This is a genomic window from Vibrio ichthyoenteri ATCC 700023 (genome assembly GCF_000222605.1).
GTDB lineage: Bacteria > Pseudomonadota > Gammaproteobacteria > Enterobacterales > Vibrionaceae > Vibrio > Vibrio ichthyoenteri.
On the sequence record NZ_AFWF01000137.1, the window covers coordinates 1 to 23425 of the forward strand.

Sequence of the window (23425 nt, forward strand, 5' to 3'; positions counted from 1 at the left end):
TTCTAAGGCGGCAGGAATTATATTACTCTCGCGCGAATATTACCTTCATTTATTGTCTGTTTGGTTCTTTTCTGTGCAAATATAGACAAAACAACAGAATATGTTGCGAAAATAATTTATACCTCATCGCAATTATTCTAATTCCCGCAATAAAACCAAGGACTTATCACTGTCCTCGGCCTTGTTTTTCGTCTTATTTCTTAATATTTTGTAAATTCAAATCACATGTCAATATATGTTATCCACTGAATTGATCATCGCAAGCGTTCCAGCACAACCTGCTGATCGAGATGGCTATGCAATTCTGTATAGTCAAGTCCAGTATCAAAAATATACTCAGTCACCAAGCGTTTAATCGCATTGACTAACACGTCAGCTTGCCATGGTTTTTCAAAATATTGATTAATCCCAGCCGCATTTATTGCATTGATTGTATCAGTATGCGTTGCTTGCCCTGTGAGCAAAATTTTCTTCGTATTGGCAAAACGTCGATCGCGGTTCACTTCAGAGAGCAGTTCCACCCCTGTTTTGCCCGGCATGACATGATCGGAAACGATCAAAGCAATGTACTCACCATCAGCATCAAGCTCGTCCATCAGCTCAAGTACTTCATCTGCTGACTCACAATCTTCAATATTTAACCACGCGGTCAATGGCTCAAGATCCTGCAATACGGCACTAAGAACCTCGCGTTGGTCATCAACACAAATTACATTAAGCTTGTCCATATTAATCCTCAATCGGTAATTTAATTCTAAATATTGTTAGGTCTTTATCACTCTTCACCGCAATACTTCCGCCATAACCAGAAATAATTCTTCGTACAATGGATAACCCCAACCCTAAGCCAAACGATAATCCACCTTTCTTGGTGGTAAAGTTTGGGTCAAATATTTTCCTACGTGTTACTGAATCTATTTCTGGGCCATTATTGGCAATAGTGATCAAGATTCGATTTTTACTTTGTCTGGTCTGAATTTCTATTTCCGGCTGATCAACGTCCAACATTGCATCACAGGCATTTTTAATAATATTGACCCACACCTGAACTAATTCGGTTTGCGAACCAACAAAATAAGGCAAGGTCGCGGGACGAATCCTCACCGCGACACGACGCAAATCACTTTGCAGCAAGGAAACTGCGCGATTAATACTTTCGTTAATATCGACCTCTTCGAGCGTTTCCACATCTGCTCTACCCAACTGCTTCACCGATTTAACGATGCCAACAGTATGCTTAGAGGCTATGCGCAAATCATGTAAGTCACGTCCCATGTGCCAATACTTTATCGCCTCATATGGGTTCTTTAACCAATGGGCAGAAATTGAATCGGTCGGTAATGCACGAGCCAACTCTTTCGCAATCGGTTTATCTAGACCATATTGTTGTTCAAGTTGTTTGCCACGGCTACGCGCTTCACTTGAGGAGATCTTCTGTCCTTGCATTAAGCCATAATCAAAGAACTGGCTAGCTTCAGGATGCACTTCTTCCAGCAGTGACATGATAACGTTCTCTAAACGCTCTGACTTACTGCTTACAACACCAATCGCATTATTGAGCTCATGGGCAATGCCCGCCGCCAACTGACCCAATGTCGTCATTTGCTCTGCAAGATTGAGCTTTTGCAATGCCTTTTCTTTGGCAAGCGCCTCCTGCGTTGCTCGCCGTTGTCGTCTTGACAGTTCATTAACGATCACCGGGGTAAATTGCGCGGTTAAAGGCCCATAATTCTGCTCTTCAACCGCTTGGGTATTGCGATCTATCCAAGCCAGTTCAACGTCACTTTTAGCTATCACCGTCGAAGACGCAATCCAAGTGCCAGAGAAAAAGCTGTGCACACCAATAAACGCCCCCTGTCCTGCTGAAAATACCTGAGTAAAATCTTCACCATCTTCGGTAAAATAGCCATCGAGTTCGCCATTTAACACATAATAAAGGCGCTCATTTGAGCCATCTTGTTCGATCAGCGTGCAGCCAGCTTCCACCAGCACATTACGTTCAGGTTGGCTAAAATAACGCTCAATTAGCGTCTTTAAATCTGCTTGATACATGACTTAGCCAATATGACCAACAGAGTGAAGAACCCAAACCAGCACAAAGCTCAGCGCGACACCAACCACACCCAGCACCACACCGACTTTAGCCATTTGGCTACTTTCTACATTACCCGTCGCATGTGCCAGTGCATTTGGCGGCGTACTGATCGGCAGTGACATGCCAAGTGAAGCTGCAAACGTCACCACAAGAATCAAGGTCACCTCACCACCTAGTGGCGCGAGAGATGTCATCGATGCCCCTAACGCGGCCATGATAGGCATCAGCAAGTTAGCCGTTGCGGTGTGAGACATGAAGTTTGCCATTAATAAACAGAGGAACGCTGCGCCAAATAACACCACGTATGGCGAGTATTCATCAAATGGAATGCTGTGTACCACTTCGCGTGCAAGGCCGGTTTTATCAAGCGCGAGACCCAATGCAATACCACCCGATACCAACCACAACACATCCCAGGAGATTTTTTTCAAATCTTCTTTATTGATAATGCCCGTAAGTGAGAAAACGGCAACAGGGATCAACGCGACGGTGTAAGAGTTCATGCCATGACTTGAACCCATTAGCCACAATAGAATGGTTAAACCAAAAGTGATGTAAACGACGATCGCCTTTGGCGTTTTCAGAAATTTACCCTTGATATCCAAATCAATGGTCTTTTGTTCTGCACTATAAAGGTGGTTAATTAGGAACCACGCCAGCGCCATCATAACAATTACAAATGGCACACCAAATGCCATCCATTCACCAAATGAAATGTAGTTTTCACCGACTAAATATTTCAACGCAATGGCATTAGGCGGGGTGCCAATTGGCGTACCGATACCACCAATATTGGCCGCAACAGGAATACAGAGAGCGAACGCGACACGTCCTGGATCTTTAGGGCCGAAAACCGCGATAACTGGGGTCAAAATAGAGAGCATCATCGCCGTGGTGGCGGTATTTGACATGAACATCGAAAATATCGCGGTAATAAGCATCAAACCAAGCATGACGTATTTTGGATCTCGACCAAATGGTTTAAGTAAAACGCGCGCTAAGTTAACGTCTAAACGATACTTCGTTGCTGCCATCGCGAGAAAAAAGCCACCCAAAAATAGCATGATTATCGGACTGGCAAAGGTCGCCATAATTTCATTGTATTTAAGCAATTCACCAAATTGAGGTTCATCTTGAGCAAGGCGGAAAAAAATCAAACCTTTATCAGACAACATCAGCAATTCAAGAACAATAATCACCACCGAAGTGGCATAAATAGGAATGGGCTCTAATACCCAACACAAAGCGGCAAGTAAGAAAATGGCAATGACTCGCTGCTGCAAAATAGTAATCCCTTCAAACGGGAACGCGCTTAACGGCATTAAAAGAATCAGCAGTGGGATCACCACTGGGATTATGTATTTAAAATAAGAACGCATAACGTCACAACTCTTCCTGAGATTTTGATAGTGAGCACTCATCATCCGCCTGTTTTGACTATAGAATCTAGCTTTAGATCAATGAATATTCATTCACAAAAGACCGACTTAAAAAAGTGTGCTTCATGTCTTATTTTGTCAGTAAGTGATGTTTTTATCACAACACGCAAACGTTTGCTTTTTGCGTTTAATTCAGTATGATTTGTGCCAGTTCTCGATATCTCTAGATGAAAGGTTATGTATGTTTGGCACCGCAACTTGTGAAAATTCTACTCGTGTTCTTTTGCTGGGTTCTGGCGAACTAGGCAAGGAAGTGGCTATCGAATGTCAACGTTTGGGACTGGAAGTGATCGCCTGTGATCGCTATCCAAACGCACCAGCGATGCAAGTTGCTCACCGTAGCTATGTATTAGATATGCTCGATGGTGATGCGCTTGCTGAAATAATCGCAAAAGAAAAACCCGCTTACGTGGTGCCTGAAATTGAAGCGATTGCGACCGAAAAACTGGTCGAGTTAGAAGCGCAAGGCTTGAATGTCGTGCCAACGGCAAAAGCAACTAAATTAACCATGAACCGCGAGGGAATTCGTCGCCTTGCCGCAGAAGAGCTGCAGTTAACGACTTCTCCATACCGCTTTGCTGACAACTACGACGATTTTGTAGCAGCGATTGAAGCGGTTGGTATTCCCTGCGTATGCAAACCAGTAATGAGTTCATCTGGTAAAGGCCAAAGCGTCATCAAAACGGTAGCAGACGTAGAAACAGCGTGGCATTACGCCCAAGAAGGCGGTCGCACAGGCGCGGGACGGGTTATCGTTGAAGGCTTTATCGATTTCGATTATGAAATCACCTTATTAACTGTTCGCGCCGTTGATGGCATTCACTTTTGCGCCCCGATCGGCCATCGACAAGAAGATGGTGACTACCGTGAATCTTGGCAACCGCAGTTAATGTCGATTAGTGCGTTAAAAGCCGCACAGCATGCCGCGGGCAAAGTAGTTGAAGCGCTTGGTGGCTTTGGTATTTTTGGTGTTGAACTGTTTATCAAAGGTGATACGGTCATCTTTAATGAAGTCTCCCCTCGTCCACACGATACCGGTTTAGTCACGCTGATGTCACAGGACATGTCTGAATTTGCCTTGCATGTGCGAGCGTTTACCGGGATGCCAATTGGCGCGATTACACAGATTGGTTCTGCTGCATCCGCCGTTATCCTTGGCCAAGGAACGTCAACGAACATACGCTATCAAGGTTTAAATGAGGCTCTTGCTGCACCTCAAACCCAACTGCGTCTATTTGGTAAACCTGAAATCGATGGTCGTCGCCGTTTGGGAGTTGCGATCACTCGCCGTGACAGTATTGAACAAGCAATAGAAGACGCGGTAGAAGCGGCGGGCAAAGTTGAAGTTATCTATTAAGCTCCAATGGCTAACTTAGCCGTTAAGCCTCAGGACAGTTTTTGATAAAGCACAAATAAAAACGCTTGCCATTAGGCAAGCGTTTTTCATTCCAAGAAGCCTTAACTCTCGATTAAGTACACTTCTTCTGCAAAGCGAGACAAGCCTTTTTGCGCAATTTTAGGATGATGTTCATCCGCTTCGTCACGATTCAATTTGGTCACTGTAAACTCGGCAAAATGACGCATGACTTCTTGCTCGGCAACGGAGAATGGAGGCCCCGCCATCTCACCTTGCGGGTAATCTAAACTCACAAGCAAAATCCGACCGCCCGGTTTCAAACGAGTTTTTAGGCAGGAGATGTACTCATCTCGCATGGCTTCTGGCAACGCGATCAATGCAGCTCGGTCGTAAATAATGTCAACGGGTTTGATGGGCACCGTAAAATAATCACCCACATATATATTGAGTTCATCGAACTGAAACAGTTCGTGTTGACCACTAACTGGCATCACTGTTGGGGTATAAAAATGCTCGGCAAAGAAGGCGCGTACCGCAATATTGCTTAGCTCAACGCCTTGAACATCTTGATGTTTGGTGGCTAACCACACCAAATCTTCGGATTTACCACATAGCGGTACAAACACGCTATCGCTCGAACTTGGATTTGTCATTGGCCAATATTTTATAAGCAGTGGGTTTACATCTTCTAAGTGGAAACCTATTTGATTTGCTGCCCATTTGTTGTGCCAAAACTCTGAATCTTTCATTGTAATTGTTCTCAGCTGACTTTTAAGCGCTAAGCCTAACCAAAAGCTGACGGAATTTAAACATTCCCTTCAGATTCAGTTCATCTTGAATCGATATACTTAGTTACATTGTTCAACTGAACTAACCGTGGTTTACCCACTCAAATTACAAAGAAATGAGAGCAAGTTAAAACTTTTGAACCAATACAATCTGTTAAGATTGAGTTCCAAACTCTTGCCCCCATGTATGAGGTATACCAAGTAAGTTGGCTTGGATATACAGACTGTTTTACTTAGTAGCTATGCCTTTAGTTGCCCTTTTTTCTAAGTAACGACAATTCTGAGGAGAGTGAATGAGCTTATTCCTGCGCACGACGGCACTGATGCTATTGATGCTAAGCCGCGCCCCAGCTTTTGCCGCAATTCCAGTGGCAGCGCCGGGTAATGACGGCAGCCGCAGTGCGAATCAAAATCAAGTCTGTTCGAAAGCGTTCAAGCATAACCTAAGTGGCTTGTATGGCATCAAATCGACTAACCAAACGCCAACCCAACCCTACAATGACTTTGATGTGCTTTATAGCAAAGCTCACCAAGCGCAATATGAACTCGAAACCATCTGTAAAAGTACAGCCCTACTCACCGACACCGAAGCATACTTTGCTGGCATAAAGTCATCTAACCGCGCTAAAGAAAAAATCGCCTTGGAATTAGATGGCCAAGTTAACCGTATTACCGATTTAGCCCGAGCAACTATCGTGGCCGATGATGTGGCAAGTTTAATGGAAGTGTTTGAAGTACTTGATCGTGAAACGACCATCGTAAAAGTGAAGAATCGCTTTAAGCAGCCAGCAGCATCAGGTTACCGCGACCTCAATGTTTTAGTCCAACTACCAAAAACTAATTTAGTGGCAGAAGTTCAGCTGCATTTAAAAGCGATTGCCGATGTAAAATCAGGCCCTGAACATAAATTGTATGAGCAAATCCAACGCATCGAGCGTAATGCCGATAACGATCAACGTACGCTGAGTGAATTTGAGACAGCACAAATTGAAACCATGCGCCGCCAATCACGCCAGCTATATCAAGATGCTTGGCAACCCTACATTACAACCAGGTTAAGCGCAGCTTAACTCATAATTAAACTCACATTTCCCTCATACAGGCTGTTCTAACAGCCTGTTTTTATATCTCACGATTACGCTGTATTCAGATTATTAATCTATAGTTTTATCAGAATTAATAACAATAAACGTGAGGTAGAGATGCGAATTATTTACTTCATCGCTTTAACAGCTAGCGCCTTACAAAGTCACGCAGCGTTGCACACTTATGCCGACTACGGACCATTGCAAACGTATGCGCAATCTCCATTTATTACCAATGGATTAGCGCCACAATTGCGCTCTGGCTTCTCAATTCCCGAACAAGAGGTTGAGCTATATGGTACGTTTTCAATGGCGAGTATCTGGGCGAACAATGACCGATACGAGCTCGATTACTATCAAAATCAACTGCAATTAGGAGGCAAGTGGCAGCTCAATTCACATTGGCAAATCGAGCTGGGTTATCGGTGGAACTACGCGGCCAATAATCATTTAGATTCATTTATTATCGATTTTCATGACTGGTTTTCCATTGACCAAAATGGCCGAGATCAGGTAGACAAGCACCGTTTTGTGATCGACATGCCTGACTATCAAATCGAACAACGCGACTTTCGCGGCGAGATACTTAGCCAAGGCATTTACAGCTATGTGCAATATCAACTCTATCAAAATCAACATCATGGTTTGTCGATTGGCGCCAGTCTTTACTACAGCGATATTGGGCAGACGATTTTTGCCCATAGTGATTGGGAGCAAGCGGTTCAAATCAACTACGGTTACCGTCAAAACAAACATAGCTTTGACGCCACCTTGAGCCAAACCTTTCGCGATACTCCTACTAATTTTGCAGCGTTACCCTATCGTGCAAATAACTGGAGCGTTGGCGCGAGTTACCGATATCAGTGGTTCGATAATCACTTCTTAGTCACGCAAATGGCCCTTTATGAAGGGATTACAAACGACGACAGCAGCTTTGCCGATATCGCGACTGAATTTACGCTCGGATATCGTTACCAAATGCCAAGCTCAGCGATTGAGTTGTCTGTGATTGAAAACGGTATTAATGCCGATAACAGTACCGATGTGGCATTCACCCTCGCCTATCGGTACCGTTTTAACGCTCAAGAATAAAACGTTTTCGCTAGATAGCTAAAACACGCGCGACAGAAGAGCTCACTTCAGCATCTGACGCCGCTTTTGCTAAAGTGAATGAGAGATATTGATCACCACGCATACTAAGTGAACGGTCCACTTCGGCTAAACAGTGAACCCAATTTCCTTCAAGCACAAATGACAACTCAATTTCTTTCTTATTAATAAAACCATTGTTTTTAAATTCAATCTCTTGGTAGCAGCCTGATTTCGAGCTAAAATTCTGGCCGCGTAAAAATCCCTTCTCGACATCCGCTTTTACCAACGAAAAACCACCTTGCTCAATGGCTGAAATCACTTTCGATACAACCGCAAGGGGTCTCACTTCAACGTAATCTCGATCTTTAGGGTCAACGGCGAAATCAATATCTAAGGTTGTCTCTAACCAAACATGGCACTGGTTTTTTAACGCATTCAAGGCCGTGATTGGCGTTTCATCATCGAGTTTCAAAGCAAAAGGTACTTGTTTGTTTTGTTTCGCACCAATCGTAAACGGCTGTACCGCTTGTAATTTACCCAAAATAAACTCTTGGTAACTGACACCATTCTCTGCTTCAACTTTAACTTCGGTGCACAGCTTTAAATTGATCGCGTCAATTTGCTGTTCAACATCTCCGCCTTGAATATGTACAGTCCCCTTAAGTGTATCGCCTTGAACAATCGAGTTGCTTTCCAATACCGTATCCACTTGAGCTGCACCAATTCCTAGTGACGCTTTTAACTTTCCAAACATCGATTACCTTTCTTTATTGTTATATTACGGCCGATTAAGCCTTAAATCATTCCACTCCACATAGTTCACAACAGAGGACTAACAAGCAAGTCCTTTACTGACTAAATGGATTCAACCAGAGTTATTTGCACGTTTTTAGTACAACACTTGCTTTTGCTCGTTCATTGCGATTACATTTGTATAGTCAATTAATTATTCGATGATGCCATGTCTCAATTACCGCTGTACCAACAAATCAAAAACTATATTCTTGAACAGATTGACTCAGGCCAATGGACTGTTGGTACTCGCATTGCCACTGAACTTGAACTAACCAAACAATTTTCAGTGAGTCGTATGACGGTCAATAAAGCACTGCGTGATTTAGTCAATGATGGTCGTTTGGAGCGAACCCCTCGATTAGGCACCTTTGTCTGTCAGCCAATCGAAAAATCCGAATCTCCGTTGACTGATATTCGTAATATTGCCGATGAAATTTCGGCTCGAGGAAAGCAATACAGCAATGAGATACTGCAACATAAAAGCTTGGTTGCCGACGAAACCATTGCCACTAAGTTAGGCGTAAAATTGGGCAGCAAGGTATATTTCAGTGAGATTCTTCATTACGCCGATACGCTCCCGATCCAACTTGAGCAGCGCTGGGTCAACCCAGTTTGTGCCCCAGATTACCTCAAGCAAAACTTTAGTCAGTTCACGCCAACCGAATACCTATTCAACTCTTGTCCATTAAGTGCCATTGAACATAGTGTAGAGGCCGTTATCGCTAACACCATGACGCGACAATGCTTGCATTTAGCGCCGAATGAGCCCTGCCTATTGCTTCATCGTCGCACTTGGAGCGGTCAGCAATTGGTCAGTAGTGCCTTACTCTATCATCCTGCGTTTCGTTATAAATTAAGCTCTACTATCAATTTACTTGGCTAGTGATAACTTCGGCATTTGATCACAACTTAATTACAATTAACTTGATCAATTAACTGAACAAAACCATTATTTGTATATACATAACAGATTATGGTTTGTCATGGATAAACAAAGCGGTAAACACTGTTGTCAAAAGGGACTCAACGCCACATCGCTTCAATGCGACTATGATGTGGTATTGCTCAATGCGCGCATTGTTTCGATGCAACCAAATCTCGGTGGCTATACAATTAGCCATAACACCTGTTTATATTTACGCGATGGCAAAATTGCTGCCGTATCCCCGACCCCATTAGCAACGAGTGCTCGCCAACAAATAGACTGCCAAGGCAGACTCGTTACTCCCGGCTTTATCGACTGTCATACTCATTTGATTTACGCAGGCAACCGCGCTGATGAGTTTGAGATGCGCCTCAACGGTATCCCTTATCAAACCATTGCACAGCAAGGTGGTGGCATCTTAGCAACCGTAGCCGCAACCCGTCAGGCCAGTGAAAATGAGCTTATTGAGTTGGCATTACCTCGTTTGGATGGATTGATTAATAGTGGCGTCACCACGGTTGAAGTGAAGTCGGGCTACGGCTTGACACTCAATGATGAGCTTAAAATGTTGCGCGCAGCCAAACGGTTAGAAGACCATCGGGCGATTCGCGTTTGCCCCACTCTTCTCGCAGCTCACTGCGTACCAACTGAGTTTAAGCACACTCCTGAACGCTATGTGGATCTGATCTGTCAGGAAATAATCCCTGCGGTCGCCGAGTTGGGGCTTGCCACTAGCGTCGATGTATTTTGTGAGTCAATTGGATTTAACTTAGCGCAAACTGAACGTATTTTTTCCGCCGCCACGCAGTACCATCTGGCAATTAAGGGACATACCGAGCAGTTAACCAACCTCGGTGGTAGCGCATTAACCGCGAAATTTGCCGGACTTTCCGCTGATCATATTGAATATCTTGACGAAAGTGGCGTTCAAGCACTTGCCCGTTCGGGTACGGTCGCCACACTATTACCCGGCGCATTTTACTTCCTTAACGACACTCAAAAGCCCCCAGTGGCGCTACTGCGTCAATATGGCGTCCCTATCGCACTGGCAACGGATTTGAATCCGGGCACCTCTCCTTTTGCAGATTTAACTATGATGATGAATATGGGTTGCACGCTTTTTGGCCTAACTCCTGAAGAAGCATTACGCGGCGTCACACAGTTCGCAGCACAGGCATTAGGGTTGAGTCAGTCTCGCGGTCAACTCCAAGTGGGGTATGACGCAGATATCGCCATTTGGAATGTCGAGCATCCCGCCGAATTTAGTTATCTGCAAGGTGTGCAACGTTTGCATGCCCGATTGATTAAGGGAGCAATCTGCTATGCCTAATCTTCCAAGCACGGAACAAAAGTTTCATTGGCAAGGCCGCGTTGATGACGAGGATGGCGTTAATGGTCATCGAATTCATCAGATCATTCGTACCATGCAAGTTAAAGACCTAGCACCTAACACTGATGCCGTTAGCCTTCTGGGATTTGCTTGTGATGCTGGGGTGGCGCGTAATAAAGGTCGTATTGGCGCACGTAAAGCGCCCGATCTTATACGCCGTGCGCTCGGTAATATGGCGTGGCACAAGCAGAGCAAGCTGATCGATTTGGGTAATGTTGTCTGTGAAGATGATTTACTCGAAAAAGCCCAATCAGATTGTGCCGATATCATTGCGCGAGCCCTACCTGCAACTCCAGTTATTACTTTAGGTGGCGGCCATGAAGTAGCTTGGGCTTCCTTTCAAGGCTTAGCACGCCACTTAGCAATCAATAACCCAACTCAAATCCCTAAGATAGGCATCATCAATTTCGATGCTCATTTTGATCTACGTGCCTTTGAACATGCCAATGTTGCGATAAAACCCAGTTCGGGTACCCCTTTTCAGCAAATCGCAACATATTGCCAGCAACAGCAATGGCCCTTTCACTACGCCTGCTTAGGTGTCAGCCGTGCTTGCAATACCCGCGCGCTGTTTCAACGCGCTGATGCACTCAACGTGTGGTATGTGGAAGACAAAGATCTCTCACACTTAAACCATGTTTATCATCTTACGCAACTGCAGCACTTTATCGATAATTGCGATTATATCTATTTAACGATTGATTTAGATGTATTTCCTGCCGCGATAGCGCCCGGAGTTAGTGCGCCAGCGGCGCGTGGCATCAGCTTAGATACTCTCAATCTATTTTTGGATCGCATCCTCCACTACAAGGACAAGTTGGTGATCGCCGACATTGCTGAATATAACCCAACTTATGATATCGACAGCCAAACGGCCCGCTTGGCCGCAAGGTTATGCTGGGATATTGCCAACGCCTTCTCTGAAAAGTAGTTCACCACAAGGAGTCTTGTTATGACGGAACGCAACGATACGCGTCTCGATACTCAACGAACCATTCGTGCCCCGCATGGCACACAACTCCGTGCCCGATCATGGATGACGGAAGCTCCTCTAAGAATACTGATGAACAACCTTGATCCTGATGTCGCTGAACACCCTCATGCTTTGACGGCTATTTGCCGCAAGGTTGGAGCATGCAATACGTGGCGAACGTCCGCTTACAAGATGAGCAAAAGGTCATCGCGGCAGCCAAAGCGTCGATGGCTGAACAAGTCAAAGCGATGCTGATACTGCAATCTCGCGGCGCAGCAACGCTTGATTATGGCAACAACATCCGTCAAATGGCGCTCGAACAAGGCGTTGAGAACGCCTTTGATTTCCCCGGTTTTGTGCCTGAATATATTCGACCATTATTTTGCCAAGGCATCGGCCCATTTCGTTGGGTAGCACTCTCTGGCGAGCCAGAAGATATCTATAAGACAGACCAAAAAGTCAAAGAACTGATCCCAGATGATCCTCATCTACACAACTGGCTCGACATGGCGCGTGAACGAATTCAGTTTCAAGGATTACCCGCTCGCATCTGCTGGGTGGGTCTTAAAGATCGCGAACGCTTAGGGCAAGCTTTTAATGCCATGGTGAAAAGTGGTGAGCTAAAAGCGCCAATTGTGATTGGCCGAGATCATCTCGATTCAGGCTCTGTCGCTAGTCCAAACAGAGAAACAGAGTCAATGCTTGATGGCTCCGATGCGGTATCTGATTGGCCGCTGTTAAATGCACTACTCAACACCGCTGGCGGCGCAACTTGGGTTTCTCTGCACCATGGCGGCGGAGTGGGTATGGGTTTCTCGCAACATTCTGGTATGGTGATTTGCTGCGATGGTAGTGAAGATGCCAGCCGCCGAATTGCGCGTGTACTGCACAATGACCCCGCTACAGGTGTCATGCGTCATGCTGATGCCGGGTATGACATCGCCAAACAATGCGCCACTGAACAGCAACTTGATTTACCTATGATGTCTCGTTCGTCTAACGAGTTAGGAGAATAATGATGTTAAACCTCATACTCAATCCCGGCCATTTAAGCTTATCCCTGTTACGCCAAATTAGCCGAAGCCCGATAAATTTGAGCCTTGATAGCGCGGCATTCTCTGACATAGAACAAAGTACCCAAGTGGTCGAGCAAGTCATTGCGCAAGGACGCACTGTGTATGGGATTAATACTGGGTTTGGCTTACTCGCAAATACACGTATCGAGCCGCAAGACCTAGAAGTTTTGCAAAAAAGTATTGTCTTGTCTCACGCTGCAGGCATTGGCCAGCTAATGGCCGATGAAACTGTGCGCCTAATGATGGTGCTTAAAATCAACAGTCTTGCCCGAGGTTATTCCGGTATTCGCTTATCGGTGATTCAAGCTTTAATCGAATTAGTTAACACGCAAGTCTACCCTTGCGTGCCGCAAAAAGGCTCGGTCGGAGCCTCCGGCGATCTCGCCCCGCTCGCTCATATGAGCACGGTATTATTGGGTGAGGGAGAGGCGCGGCATAATGGTAAGATTATCTCCGGCGCAGAAGCCCTCAATATTGCAGGTTTGCAACCGATCACTTTGGCCCCTAAAGAAGGATTAGCGCTGCTCAATGGCACCCAGGCCTCTACCGCCTTTGCCTTAGAAGGGTTGTTTGCTGCGGAAGATTTGTATGCCTCAGCCACCGTTTGTGGAGCAATGTCGGTAGAAGCGGCACTTGGTAGCCGAAAACCGTTTGATCCGCGCATTCATCGCGTTCGCGGCCATCGCACACAAATGGATGCCGCCGCCGCTTATCGACATCTACTTGAGAGCAACAGTGAAATTGGCACGTCGCACAACCAATGTGAAAAGGTTCAAGATCCCTACTCTTTACGTTGCCAACCCCAAGTGATGGGCGCTTGTTTGCAACAAATTCGCCACGCAGCAGAGACACTGACCGTTGAAGCCAATTCCGTTTCAGATAACCCGCTGGTCTTTGCTGATGATGGTGACATTATTTCCGGCGGCAATTTTCACGCCGAACCTGTGGCGATGGCAGCCGATAATTTAGCCCTTGCGATCGCAGAGATCGGGAGCTTGTCAGAAAGACGCATGGCTTTACTTATTGACAGTGCATTAAGTAAGTTGCCACCGTTTTTGGTTGATAATGGCGGGGTTAATTCTGGCTTTATGATTGCTCAAGTCACTGCCGCGGCATTGGCCAGTGAAAACAAAACCCTTGCTCACCCTGCCTCCATTGACAGCCTTCCAACCTCCGCCAACCAAGAGGATCACGTGTCGATGGCCACATTCGCTGGTCGACGTTTGCGTGATATGGCCGAAAACACCCGTGGTATTTTAGCGGTTGAATATCTTGCCGCCGCACAAGGGCTAGACTTTAGAGCACCACTAAAATCCTCTCCTAGAGTGGAAGAAGCCAAACGCCGCCTACGCGAACAAGTCACCTTTTATGATAAAGACCGCTACTTCGCCGCAGACATTGAGAGTGCTAATCGCTTATTAAAACAAGCGATTCATCATGATTTAATGCCTAATGGTACGCTGCCTAGCCATTGATGTGTAAGGCTTGTGTTAGCACAAGCCTTATTAAATCACCAAATAGCTGACTGGATTGACCAGTCAAATTGATTACTCATATATAATCCCTCCCAGTTTTGGTTACTAAGCGTAAGATATGTCTCTAACACCGTATTTTTCTTCACAAGATCATCAATTCCAATTCACTCGTTTACAAGCAAGTCATTTTGCTAAAAAAGTAGCGGGCGACTTTAACCCACTGCACGACGAAGACAACAAGCGCTTCTGCGTACCGGGTGACTTACTGTTTGCCGTTCTACTAAGCAAAGAAGGCGTGAGCCAAAAAATGCGATTCGACTTTGCCGGTATGGTGAATGATGGCGTAGCGCTGCATGTTGAGCATAAATGCAGTAAAGAAGCGGCAGTAATTGATGCCAACGGTAAAGAATACTTACGTATGTCGCGTGAAGGCGAAGTCAATCATGACGCTACTTTCATTGAGCATGTGGTAAGAAATTACGTACAGTTCTCAGGCATGAACTTTCCACATATCATGGTGCCACTGATGGAAGAGAAGCAGATGATGATCAACTGCCAACGCCCATTGGTTATCTATGAAAGCATGGAAGTGGAATTCACTCGCTTAGATATTTCGGCGCCTGAAGTTATCTTCTCTGGTGCAACCTTTGATGTACAAGGTAAACGTGGTGTTGTAACCCTTAATTTCGACTTCAAACAAGATGATGAGGTCGTCGGTAAGGGCGTTAAACGCATGGTCGCCAGTGGCTTAAAACCATACACTCAAGAAGATATCGATGACCTAGTGAATCGCTTTAACGAACGGAAAGATCGTTTTCTAGCCGAGTTTTCTCAAGCGGCTTAAACCACTCCTTTGAGCTTAATTCTCCAGCCCTCGCCTAATCGCGAGGGCTTTTTCGTTGCCGCTCCGTTTCTCTTCTCTTCTCTTCTCTTCTCTTCTCTAGAATTCTCGCCTCTCGCTTCTATTTTCCTATGCTTTTTCAAGTCTAATTCTTCGCTTTTCATGCTCTGACCATGCATAGCGATATATCCTGTTCGATCGGTTGTTAATTATACAAAAAATTAACAAATTAAATTTTTATACATTTATATTGCATAATATCTCACTTATAGTAGCATGAATGACATCTGGTAATTAATGCAGTATTTAAGCATGAGTATTCAAGTAAAGCAGATCAATAAATCATACGGCGACACCCAAGTTCTTCACGATGTCAGCTTTGAATGTCACAACGGTGAAACGCTCGTCTTACTTGGCCCTAGTGGCGCAGGAAAAAGCTCACTTCTTAGAGTGCTTAACTTGCTTGAAACCGCCGATAATGGTGAATTATCAATTGCTAACCACAAATTCGATTTCAATCTGCCAATCGAAGAAAAACAAGAGCGTCAACTACGCCGTAAGGTTGGCATGGTGTTTCAACAATACAATTTATGGCCGCATATGACGGTGATGCAGAATCTTATTGAAGCGCCAGTAAAAGTAGTAGGCATTCCTGCTGAACAAGCAAAAAAACAAGCACTTGAGGTACTTACCACTTTAAAGCTTGCAGATAAAGCAGACACATGGCCAATGCAACTCTCTGGCGGCCAGCAACAACGTGTGGCGATTGCCAGAGCACTAATGATGAAGCCTGACGTACTGTTATTTGACGAACCAACCGCGGCACTTGATCCAGAGATCACCAACCAAGTAGTTGAGATCATCAAGGAGCTTAGTGCGACTGGTATTACTCAGGTTGTTGTGACACACGAAGTCGATTTTGCGAAAAAAATCGCCTCACACGTGCTCTATTTGGAACAAGGCCGCATTGTTGAACAAGGCACTCATGACGTATTTACCCAGCCACAAACCACAAAGTTTGCGGACTATTTAAACCACTAATTATTCACTCATGCTGCCCATTGACGGAGACAGCTTTTGTAATCTAGGAGTTATGCAAAATGAAAAAAATTCTTCTCGCTTCGTTAATCGGTGTTGTTTCAACTCACGCTCTTGCACAACAAGATATTAAATTCGTGATGGAAGCAACCTACCCTCCATTTGAATACATGGATGAGAACAATCAAATTCAAGGTTTTGACGTTGATCTTGCCAACGCACTTTGTGATGAAATGAAAGCAAACTGCACTTTCCATAACCAAGCGTTCGATAGCCTGATCCCTGCTCTTAAATTCAAACGTTACGATGCGGCTATTTCTGCAATGGACATCACTGAAGCACGCTTAGAACAAGTGAACTTTTCAAATGCTTACTATGACAATTCAGCCGCGTTTATCTCACTAGATGGCAAAGTGGCTGATCAAGCGGCTCTTGAAGGCAAGCGTGTTGGCGTACAAAATGGTTCCACTCACCAGAGCTACCTAATTGAGCAAATGCCTGGCGTAACCGCCGTTCCTTACGCGAGCTACCAAGATGCGTTTCTGGATATGAAAAATGGCCGTATCGACTCGGTATTTGGTGACAATGCCGTGGTTGCAGAATGGTTTAAGCGTGATGGCAACCTAGCTTATGTTGGCGATAACATCACTAATGCTAAGTACTTCGGCAACGGCTTTGGCATTGCTGTGAACAAAGACAACCAAGCGCTTACAGACAAGTTAAACAGCGCATTAAAAGTTGTTATGGCAAATGGCGTGTACGATAAGATCCACACCCAGTACTTCGGAAAATAATATGCTATTAACGGGTTACACATTGTCGCTCGTTCAAGCAAGTTGGATGACTATCCAACTTGCTTGTACCAGCCTAATTGTTGGTCTTGTGCTGGCGGTTCTATTCGCCAGTGGAGAGATGTCGCGCCGTGTTGCGCTAAGATGGCCAACAACGGCATTTGTTACCCTAGTTAGGGGATTGCCAGAACTATTAGTTGTACTGTTTATTTACTTTGGCTCTACTCACGTATTGTTTTTGTTGACGGGTGAGTTTATTGAGATCAGTCCTTTTATCTCTGGCGTTGTCGCTCTATCTTTAATTTTCGCCTCTTACGCTTCTCAAACGATTCGTGGCGCGTTGAAAGCGGTAAATCGTGGTCAACGTGAAGCCGCGCTGGCGTTAGGCATGTCACGCTTACATGTCTTTTTTAAGATTGTGCTACCACAAGCCGTTCGCCACGCCCTGCCTGGACTCACCAACCAATGGTTAGTGCTGCTTAAAGATACTGCTTTAGTTTCACTTATCGGTGTGACGGATCTACTAAAACAAGCTCAGTTAGCGTCAGCTTCCACCCATGAAGCCTTTACTTGGTATGCCACCGCAGCGGCAATTTACCTCATCATTACTTTGATCACTCAGCACTTAGTAAAGATTCTCGACAAAAAATTTGCCATTAAAGGCATGAGCAGTATTCAAGGAGCAAAAGCATGAAAGCGGAATATCTTTGGCAACTCCTTGAAGGCTTAATGACCAGTTTTCAGCTCACTATCGCTTCGCTTTTGGTCGGCTGCATTTTATCGCTATTAATGACAGTATCGCTCATCATGCGTACACCGCTTTTGCATTGGATAAGCCGAGGGGTGATCATTCTCTTCACTGGAACACCGTTGTTAGTGCAAATTTTCTTGGTTTATTACGGTCCAGGACAATTTGAATGGATTCGGGAAAGCATTTTTTGGGTCTGGTTAAGCCAACCTTGGTTCTGTGCTATGTTCGCTCTAGCGCTGAATACCGCTGCGTACAGTGCGCAGCTGTTTAAAGGTGCGTTCAACACTATTCCAGAAGGACAATGGCAAGCATGTAAAGCTCTTGGTATGGGTAAAGCCGCCAGTTTACGCGTATTGCTCCCTTATGCGTTACGTCGTGCTGTACCGGCATATTCAAACGAAGTGATCTTAGTTTTCAAAGGCACATCGCTTGCAAGTACCATCACGATTATGGATTTGATGGGTTATGCGCAACGTATCAATGCACAAACCTACGACACTTTGACTGTGTTTGGTATCGCAGGCGCATTCTATTTGATGGTTAATGGCGTGCTGACGTTACTGTTCCGCCAGTTAGAGAAAAAAGCTCTCGCCTTTGAAGCGGCGTGATCGAAAACATCACACACGCATAGGCCAGTTAAGCTTATGCGTGTTCAAACCATCATGATTGACGGCTAAAAGACAAGCCTAAACTTCCTAACTCTTCCGCTTGTATTTCTAAATCGCTTGCCAGTTTCGCCACCATCTCTGATTGCACTAAATTCGCGCTTGACGCTTCATTCACTCGGAAGATATTTGATCTTATTTCTTGTGAAACTAGACTCTGCTCTTCCGCTGAAGTCGATGTCTGAATCGCGACGCCTGAAATATCAGTCATAATATTGGTGAGCATCACTATCTTATTTTCAGTTTCAAGCGTATTTTTGACGCATTCATGACTCGATGTTTCACTTAAGCGTAGTGTTTCCGCCAAACGCTTGAGTGTATCTTGAATACCATGTACCGAAGATTGTATTCTCTCCGTTGCTTGATGCGTACGTAAACTTAAAGCTCGAACCTCGTCTGCGACTACAGCAAAGCCTCGACCTTGCTCCCCGGCTCGAGCAGCTTCTATCGCAGCGTTCAGGGCTAGTAAGTTCGTTTGTTCAGCAACGCCCTGTATCTCTTGCATCACCACACCAATCTTTTCAGCGTCGGTAACCAATGATGTCGCTACGTGCGATGATTCCGCGACATCCCCTGCGAGTTGTTCTACTTTACTTCGAGTCATTTCGATTGAAGCAATCGCAGTTTGGCAATGCTCTGCAGCTAAATCGACGCGCTCTGAAGTAATCACACTATTTTGTGCAATGTCAGCAATGGTTGTTGCCATCTCTTCCATCGCAACTGAAATTGAAGACAATTCTTGTGTTTCTAAACCGATATTATCCTGAGCATCAAGTGAGCAACGCTTTAAGTCCATAACGTTATTTAGCAGAAGATTGCTATTATCAACCGTTCTTCCTAGTATCGTGCGTACCCGTCCTTGCTCGATCTTGCAATGAAACTCTTGAGCACTGGTGTTGTCACCGCAAAAAACTAACCTTGATACACTATCGTAATCTTTTGCGATTCGCTTTTCGTGTTTAGGCTTAATTAGCAACTCGCGACGAAAGAGCAAAACAAGTAGCAACGGGTAAAACAACGTACTAATCGGGTTGATATGTAGAGCCACCAAATAAGTTAAAATGGCCGCTAAAACAGCAACGAATAGTTTGAATTTATGGTATTGACCCACAGCAATTTTGACGTGTTTACTGCGGTTAATTTTCTGGTAAAGTGCGATTGCTCGTTCTTTTTCAGCGTCACCTAAACGTACTCGAACTGACTGATAGCCTTCTAAACAGCCGTTTTTATAAATTGGACTGACAAACGCATCAACCCAGTAGAATCCACCAGACTTAGTTCTATTTTTTACCGCACCTCGCCATACCTCACCTTGTTTTAAATGTGACCATAGGTCATTAAAAGCGGCTTTAGGCATGTCATCATGACGAACGATGTTATGAGGTTTCCCGACTAACTCATCCAAAGTAAATCCTGCCACGTCACAAAATGCTTGATTTGCGTAAGTAATAATACCTTGTGTATTAGTCGTTGATACGAGTTCTATACCACTAGGAACAAACAACTCACTCGAATTCATATTAATATTAATATTATTCAATTTAGACCCACACTAATAATTTCCAGCACACTTGCGCCAGTCACTAAAATAAAACAGTTTCATATCTAAACGTGCGAGAACGGTAAACACCTTATAAGTGCCAGAGATAAATAACTTATCACGCTAAGAAGATGGGAAACTGATAATTAAAAACAACGAAAAAATTAAAATTCAACCTAGATATAAATTTAATAAAGTTAGGTATTGTTTTTTTAGATCTTCAAACCTTTCTCTTTCATCCTCATCGACTGATAGTTCACTGATACTGAATGACAGCACGATCACTTTCTGCTCTTACTAAAAAGATTGTATTTTTTCGATATTATTAATCCTCTGCAAATTCACTCTCATTTCATCAAGCTTTTCTTGCATAAAATAATTCAAATAGGCTAAGGCAATATCATTTATCTTATGTTGGTTGCTAACGCTCACAAGTAATCTAAGCTCCCTTATCAAATTGCGCACAATTTTCACTCGTAGAAGTTATGGACATAAGCTCATGCACTAACTCAGAACTTTGAGTTGGATAAAATTCATCCAAATAAGCGTGACATTCCATCGCTTTGACACACAATAAGCAATGAACATTAACCACGCCAAAGCATCCACTCATTTTTTGATGTGTATTCATTACAATCAATACCTATTTCTCATCTTAATCCTTTTAACATTTTGCAAAATTCTCGCTTTTGCAAAGGCAACATCAAAGGGTTTAACCATATAATCATCTATGCGCGCATCAGCACATCTTTGAATAATATTTTTTGAGGTTTCACCTGAGGCCATAATGCAGACAGTTTGCGACGTCACTATTCCATTGCGCCTCATGACATCGATGAGGTCGATGCCATTAAAACCGTTATCAAGATAGTAATCACAAATCACCAAGTCATAATGTTGACCACCTAATTTGGCACCACTCTCATATCGATCGATGGTTTTTATTTTATTCACTTTGAATCCCATGCTAACAAGAACATCCTTTAAATACTGCAACATCAACCTAGAGTCATCGATAATTAATACGCTTAGTGTGGAAAAATAAAAATAGTTCATCAAGTCTCTCAAACAGAAACAAAGCTAGGAATAAAGCAAGCAATAAAATGAAGATTAAAATCAAAGGTAAAAATAAAAACAAATCAAGACAAAAACCAAACTTATCATAGATATTTAAAAGTAAGTTTTTCACATACCCTCCAGTATTGGAAACATTTCAACCATTCAAATCTAGAGATACTGTAAACACAATAACATCTCTATAGTCACCTGCATGATCAAAACCGTTACTGTCAAATCTAAATTCAATAACTCCTGGTAACGAATCTTTAAATGGAGCCTGTAAATCCACCCACCCCCCATTTACATTAATCAACTTATTACTTGAGGAATATACATCAAAAATATAAACATCATAATCCAAATACTTGTCCGCATCACTATTATAGAGAGACAGCTTTCCATTTTGAGAATTATGACTAACTACAGAAAGATTGAACTTTTGCTCTCGATTAAAAGAGCCCATTACTTCAAATTCAGAAAATGCCACTCCATAATAACCTTGCTCACTCTTAGATACATTAAAACCAACAACACCTGATGGTAATTTTAGTTCCGTGACCGTATTAATGATTTCTAGCGTTATATTATATGTTTGCCGTTGAACAGCTGATTGGCTATAGCGTATATAGTCAATTGTCTTAGGTGGTAGAGTACCCGTATATACTCCATTTGGATAACTACTTAACCGTTCCAAGTTAAACTTAAATGCCCTTTCAATATAGCCTACATCTTCTGGACCTAATATTCCAGCAGCACGCAGATATGCAGATGAAATAGTACTTCTACATCCCGGTCCAAATGTATCTCGATCTTGAATGTACCATGGCTTTGATTTATAAGAACCAGCTATATTGGCGCAGGAACTTGAACCTGCGTCCCCTCCCCAATCTGAAGCTTGATTATTTGGAAATTCTGAACGATTAATTGCAGTCTCAACGGTAATAGTATCTTTACCGTTAGATAATGATACCGTTTTAGCTCTTAAATTCGAATCTTGCCGATGATATATCTCTCTTCGGTCGTATGACATACCAATTAAATTATCTCGAACATGGCGAAATAAAACCACTCCATCACTTCCAAGTTCGTATGACAAGAGACTTGGCTCACCAATAAAGTCATAAAACGTTTTAGTTGCAGGGTTGTATTTCAACGATATGTTATAAATTGCATCAGGAGTAACACCATTATGTCCTGTTGCCTGCGAAAAACATGGCAACATAAAAATAAAAGACAAAGTAAACACTCTAACAATTGCTATATTCATATTAATGCACATCCTCTTGAATTAAGACCGACACCCTCCCTACGCATGATTTCGTTTTTTCATTTGATATAGCGGGACTTTTCAACCCAATGTATATATCAGAATAATGATTATTATTGGATAAATACCATAAGCCTGAACCATTTAAATTAACAACCCCTGAGCTAACAAGTTCACCATTTACATCGACACCCATAGACAACTCTTCCGAGTACTTATCTCCAATGCATGCTAATGAATTATAAACAATAGAAACACCATACCCACCAGGAATGGTTCTTGAGGGTAACGTTGATCGAACAGAATAAAACACATCATCAAATCTACCAGAAGAAAAGTTGTATTTAAGCTGTCTATGGCTTCCATCAAGTATATAACTATTGATATTTCCGAATTCAGAGTTAGCTGGAATTCTAGCAAGTAGCGATAATTGCCCTTGAACAGATAGAGTCTGTGCCGACGCACTAGACACCATGAACATAGCAATAAGCATTTGCATACACATTTGATTTTTCAAGTAATAATACCTTTATAGGTACAAGTTTAAAGCTGACTAATCTTTATAAACATCCGCTCGTCTTTGCAACGCGTTATTTGTATGCACCCTTTCCTCTCTCGCTTCCGCTTCACCTCGGCTACAGGCAAACACTGCTCCCTCACGCACACCATTCTCTTGCAAGACTTGTTTGACAAATTCCGCTCTTTTTAACCCCAGTTTCTGGTTGTAATCCGAACTACCTAAGCTATCCGTATGGCCTATTACGGTATAACGCGTGCCATCCAATGCTTGTATGAGAGCTATGTCCTCCCTAGAGATATCACTAGTCGCACTATCATGAGAAAAATAAAACGACCGAATAAATACCCCAGCTTCACAACCCACCACTGACATATCGACTTTCTTAATTTCAGGTAACGGTTCTACAGGTCTTATTGCTTCTGCTGCGATCAACAGGCTGTCTGGTTTACCATGATTAAACGGC

23 protein-coding genes and 2 pseudogenes are annotated in these 23425 nt (G+C 43.6%); 14 read left to right on the forward strand and 11 right to left on the reverse strand.

Translation table 11 applies throughout. The features are described 5' to 3' along the window. Positions 1 to 254: 254 nt before the first annotated feature. The 3 genes from RH85_RS10230 to RH85_RS10240 are packed head-to-tail and all read right to left on the reverse strand — an operon-like array spanning position 255 to position 3474. Entirely contained in the window at positions 255 to 728 is a 474-nt protein-coding gene (locus RH85_RS10230; RefSeq protein WP_006712154.1) for a response regulator, read from the reverse strand. 1 nt (position 729) lies between these two features. After that, on the reverse strand, positions 730 to 2052 hold the full coding sequence (locus tag RH85_RS10235; protein WP_006712155.1) for an ATP-binding protein: 1323 nt from the start codon (positions 2050 to 2052) through the stop codon (positions 730 to 732). 3 nt (positions 2053 to 2055) lie between these two features. Beyond that, entirely contained in the window at positions 2056 to 3474 is a 1419-nt protein-coding gene (locus tag RH85_RS10240) for an SLC13 family permease (RefSeq protein WP_006712156.1), read from the reverse strand. 241 nt (positions 3475 to 3715) lie between these two features. On the opposite strand from RH85_RS10240, the gene purT reads away from it, so the two are divergent. Next, positions 3716 to 4891 carry a formate-dependent phosphoribosylglycinamide formyltransferase gene (purT, locus tag RH85_RS10245; RefSeq protein ID WP_006712157.1) on the forward strand — a complete coding sequence of 392 codons (1176 nt, stop codon included), beginning with the start codon at positions 3716 to 3718 and terminating at the stop codon, positions 4889 to 4891. Positions 4892 to 4992: 101 nt separating this feature from the next. Here the strand turns inward: purT and RH85_RS10250 are convergent, their stop codons facing one another. Then, positions 4993 to 5640: a thiopurine S-methyltransferase gene (locus tag RH85_RS10250; RefSeq protein ID WP_006712158.1), complete on the reverse strand. Its 648-nt coding sequence runs from the start codon at positions 5638 to 5640 to the stop codon at positions 4993 to 4995. A gap of 332 nt (positions 5641 to 5972) precedes the next feature. On the opposite strand from RH85_RS10250, the gene RH85_RS10255 reads away from it, so the two are divergent. Together RH85_RS10255 and RH85_RS10260 are read left to right on the forward strand one after the other, a co-directional pair. Next, positions 5973 to 6749 carry a RelA/SpoT domain-containing protein gene (locus tag RH85_RS10255; RefSeq protein WP_006712159.1) on the forward strand — a complete coding sequence of 259 codons (777 nt, stop codon included), beginning with the start codon at positions 5973 to 5975 and terminating at the stop codon, positions 6747 to 6749. Positions 6750 to 6881: 132 nt separating this feature from the next. Further along, complete coding sequence (locus tag RH85_RS10260; protein ID WP_006712160.1) at positions 6882 to 7856, forward strand: DUF3187 family protein; 975 nt, start codon at positions 6882 to 6884, stop codon at positions 7854 to 7856. Positions 7857 to 7866: 10 nt separating this feature from the next. Here RH85_RS10260 and RH85_RS10265 read toward each other — a convergent pair whose 3' ends face one another. Next, entirely contained in the window at positions 7867 to 8610 is a 744-nt protein-coding gene (locus RH85_RS10265; protein ID WP_006712161.1) for a sporulation protein, read from the reverse strand. 207 nt (positions 8611 to 8817) lie between these two features. Between RH85_RS10265 and hutC the strand changes: the two genes are divergently transcribed. From hutC to RH85_RS10295, 7 genes and pseudogenes are all read left to right on the forward strand, one after another. Continuing rightward, complete coding sequence (gene hutC, locus RH85_RS10270) at positions 8818 to 9534, forward strand: histidine utilization repressor (protein ID WP_006712162.1); 717 nt, start codon at positions 8818 to 8820, stop codon at positions 9532 to 9534. A 202-nt stretch (positions 9535 to 9736) separates the two neighbouring features. Continuing rightward, the gene (gene hutI, locus RH85_RS10275; RefSeq protein ID WP_241210386.1) at positions 9737 to 10906 is read left to right on the forward strand and encodes an imidazolonepropionase; all 1170 of its coding nucleotides are present in this window, start codon (positions 9737 to 9739) and stop codon (positions 10904 to 10906) included. After that, the gene (gene hutG / locus RH85_RS10280; protein WP_006712164.1) at positions 10899 to 11897 is read left to right on the forward strand and encodes a formimidoylglutamase; all 999 of its coding nucleotides are present in this window, start codon (positions 10899 to 10901) and stop codon (positions 11895 to 11897) included. Before hutI ends, hutG begins: the two co-directional genes overlap by 8 nt. Before the next feature lie 105 nt (positions 11898 to 12002). Next, positions 12003 to 12059 (forward strand): annotated as a pseudogene (locus RH85_RS23730) (hypothetical protein); the annotation flags it as partial. 14 nt (positions 12060 to 12073) lie between these two features. Then, positions 12074 to 12955: pseudogene (hutU, locus tag RH85_RS10285) on the forward strand (urocanate hydratase); the annotation flags it as partial. Between the two features lie 2 nt (positions 12956 to 12957). Next, complete coding sequence (hutH, locus tag RH85_RS10290; protein ID WP_006712166.1) at positions 12958 to 14490, forward strand: histidine ammonia-lyase; 1533 nt, start codon at positions 12958 to 12960, stop codon at positions 14488 to 14490. Between the two features lie 118 nt (positions 14491 to 14608). Beyond that, complete coding sequence (locus RH85_RS10295) at positions 14609 to 15334, forward strand: DUF3581 domain-containing protein (protein ID WP_005597585.1); 726 nt, start codon at positions 14609 to 14611, stop codon at positions 15332 to 15334. On the opposite strand, the gene RH85_RS22975 is transcribed toward RH85_RS10295, so the two are convergent. After that, entirely contained in the window at positions 15331 to 15495 is a 165-nt protein-coding gene (locus tag RH85_RS22975; RefSeq protein ID WP_160162459.1) for a hypothetical protein, read from the reverse strand. The genes RH85_RS10295 and RH85_RS22975 overlap by 4 nt on opposite strands. A gap of 148 nt (positions 15496 to 15643) precedes the next feature. Here RH85_RS22975 and artP point away from each other — a divergent pair, with 148 nt between their 5' ends. From artP to artM, 4 genes are read left to right on the forward strand one after another with little or no spacing between them, the layout of a single operon-like run. Next, on the forward strand, positions 15644 to 16372 hold the full coding sequence (gene artP / locus RH85_RS10305) for an arginine ABC transporter ATP-binding protein ArtP (protein ID WP_006712168.1): 729 nt from the start codon (positions 15644 to 15646) through the stop codon (positions 16370 to 16372). 59 nt (positions 16373 to 16431) lie between these two features. After that, positions 16432 to 17163, forward strand: a complete 732-nt coding sequence (locus RH85_RS10310) for a lysine/arginine/ornithine ABC transporter substrate-binding protein (RefSeq protein ID WP_006712169.1) — start codon at positions 16432 to 16434, stop codon at positions 17161 to 17163. A 1-nt stretch (position 17164) separates the two neighbouring features. Then, on the forward strand, positions 17165 to 17854 hold the full coding sequence (gene artQ / locus RH85_RS10315) for an arginine ABC transporter permease ArtQ (RefSeq protein WP_006712170.1): 690 nt from the start codon (positions 17165 to 17167) through the stop codon (positions 17852 to 17854). Next, positions 17851 to 18519, forward strand: a complete 669-nt coding sequence (gene artM, locus RH85_RS10320) for an arginine ABC transporter permease ArtM (protein WP_006712171.1) — start codon at positions 17851 to 17853, stop codon at positions 18517 to 18519. Before artQ ends, artM begins: the two co-directional genes overlap by 4 nt. A 52-nt stretch (positions 18520 to 18571) precedes the next feature. Here artM and RH85_RS10325 read toward each other — a convergent pair whose 3' ends face one another. From RH85_RS10325 to RH85_RS22060, 5 genes are all read right to left on the reverse strand, one after another. Then, on the reverse strand, positions 18572 to 20095 hold the full coding sequence (locus RH85_RS10325) for a methyl-accepting chemotaxis protein (RefSeq protein ID WP_006712172.1): 1524 nt from the start codon (positions 20093 to 20095) through the stop codon (positions 18572 to 18574). A gap of 657 nt (positions 20096 to 20752) precedes the next feature. Then, the gene (locus RH85_RS10330) at positions 20753 to 21172 is read right to left on the reverse strand and encodes a response regulator (RefSeq protein WP_006712174.1); all 420 of its coding nucleotides are present in this window, start codon (positions 21170 to 21172) and stop codon (positions 20753 to 20755) included. Between the two features lie 157 nt (positions 21173 to 21329). Beyond that, positions 21330 to 22442: a hypothetical protein gene (locus RH85_RS10335; RefSeq protein WP_006712175.1), complete on the reverse strand. Its 1113-nt coding sequence runs from the start codon at positions 22440 to 22442 to the stop codon at positions 21330 to 21332. Position 22443: 1 nt separating this feature from the next. Then, positions 22444 to 22959: a hypothetical protein gene (locus RH85_RS10340; protein ID WP_138956463.1), complete on the reverse strand. Its 516-nt coding sequence runs from the start codon at positions 22957 to 22959 to the stop codon at positions 22444 to 22446. A 36-nt stretch (positions 22960 to 22995) separates the two neighbouring features. Beyond that, positions 22996 to 23425 (reverse strand): OmpA family protein (locus RH85_RS22060; RefSeq protein WP_006712177.1); only part of this gene is annotated, 430 nt, incomplete at its 5' end.

Coding starts and splice junctions, on each gene's coding strand:
- RH85_RS10230 (WP_006712154.1), bottom strand. CDS start 728: ATGGACAAGCTTAATGTAATTTGTGTTGATGACCAACGCGAGGTTCTT.
- RH85_RS10235 (WP_006712155.1), bottom strand. CDS start 2,052: ATGTATCAAGCAGATTTAAAGACGCTAATTGAGCGTTATTTTAGCCAA.
- RH85_RS10240 (WP_006712156.1), bottom strand. CDS start 3,474: ATGCGTTCTTATTTTAAATACATAATCCCAGTGGTGATCCCACTGCTG.
- purT (WP_006712157.1), top strand. CDS start 3,716: ATGTTTGGCACCGCAACTTGTGAAAATTCTACTCGTGTTCTTTTGCTG.
- RH85_RS10250 (WP_006712158.1), bottom strand. CDS start 5,640: ATGAAAGATTCAGAGTTTTGGCACAACAAATGGGCAGCAAATCAAATA.
- RH85_RS10255 (WP_006712159.1), top strand. CDS start 5,973: ATGAGCTTATTCCTGCGCACGACGGCACTGATGCTATTGATGCTAAGC.
- RH85_RS10260 (WP_006712160.1), top strand. CDS start 6,882: ATGCGAATTATTTACTTCATCGCTTTAACAGCTAGCGCCTTACAAAGT.
- RH85_RS10265 (WP_006712161.1), bottom strand. CDS start 8,610: ATGTTTGGAAAGTTAAAAGCGTCACTAGGAATTGGTGCAGCTCAAGTG.
- hutC (WP_006712162.1), top strand. CDS start 8,818: ATGTCTCAATTACCGCTGTACCAACAAATCAAAAACTATATTCTTGAA.
- hutI (WP_241210386.1), top strand. CDS start 9,737: ATGCAACCAAATCTCGGTGGCTATACAATTAGCCATAACACCTGTTTA.
- hutG (WP_006712164.1), top strand. CDS start 10,899: ATGCCTAATCTTCCAAGCACGGAACAAAAGTTTCATTGGCAAGGCCGC.
- hutH (WP_006712166.1), top strand. CDS start 12,958: ATGTTAAACCTCATACTCAATCCCGGCCATTTAAGCTTATCCCTGTTA.
- RH85_RS10295 (WP_005597585.1), top strand. CDS start 14,609: ATGTCTCTAACACCGTATTTTTCTTCACAAGATCATCAATTCCAATTC.
- RH85_RS22975 (WP_160162459.1), bottom strand. CDS start 15,495: ATGAAAAGCGAAGAATTAGACTTGAAAAAGCATAGGAAAATAGAAGCG.
- artP (WP_006712168.1), top strand. CDS start 15,644: ATGAGTATTCAAGTAAAGCAGATCAATAAATCATACGGCGACACCCAA.
- RH85_RS10310 (WP_006712169.1), top strand. CDS start 16,432: ATGAAAAAAATTCTTCTCGCTTCGTTAATCGGTGTTGTTTCAACTCAC.
- artQ (WP_006712170.1), top strand. CDS start 17,165: ATGCTATTAACGGGTTACACATTGTCGCTCGTTCAAGCAAGTTGGATG.
- artM (WP_006712171.1), top strand. CDS start 17,851: ATGAAAGCGGAATATCTTTGGCAACTCCTTGAAGGCTTAATGACCAGT.
- RH85_RS10325 (WP_006712172.1), bottom strand. CDS start 20,095: ATGAATTCGAGTGAGTTGTTTGTTCCTAGTGGTATAGAACTCGTATCA.
- RH85_RS10330 (WP_006712174.1), bottom strand. CDS start 21,172: ATGAACTATTTTTATTTTTCCACACTAAGCGTATTAATTATCGATGAC.
- RH85_RS10335 (WP_006712175.1), bottom strand. CDS start 22,442: ATGAATATAGCAATTGTTAGAGTGTTTACTTTGTCTTTTATTTTTATG.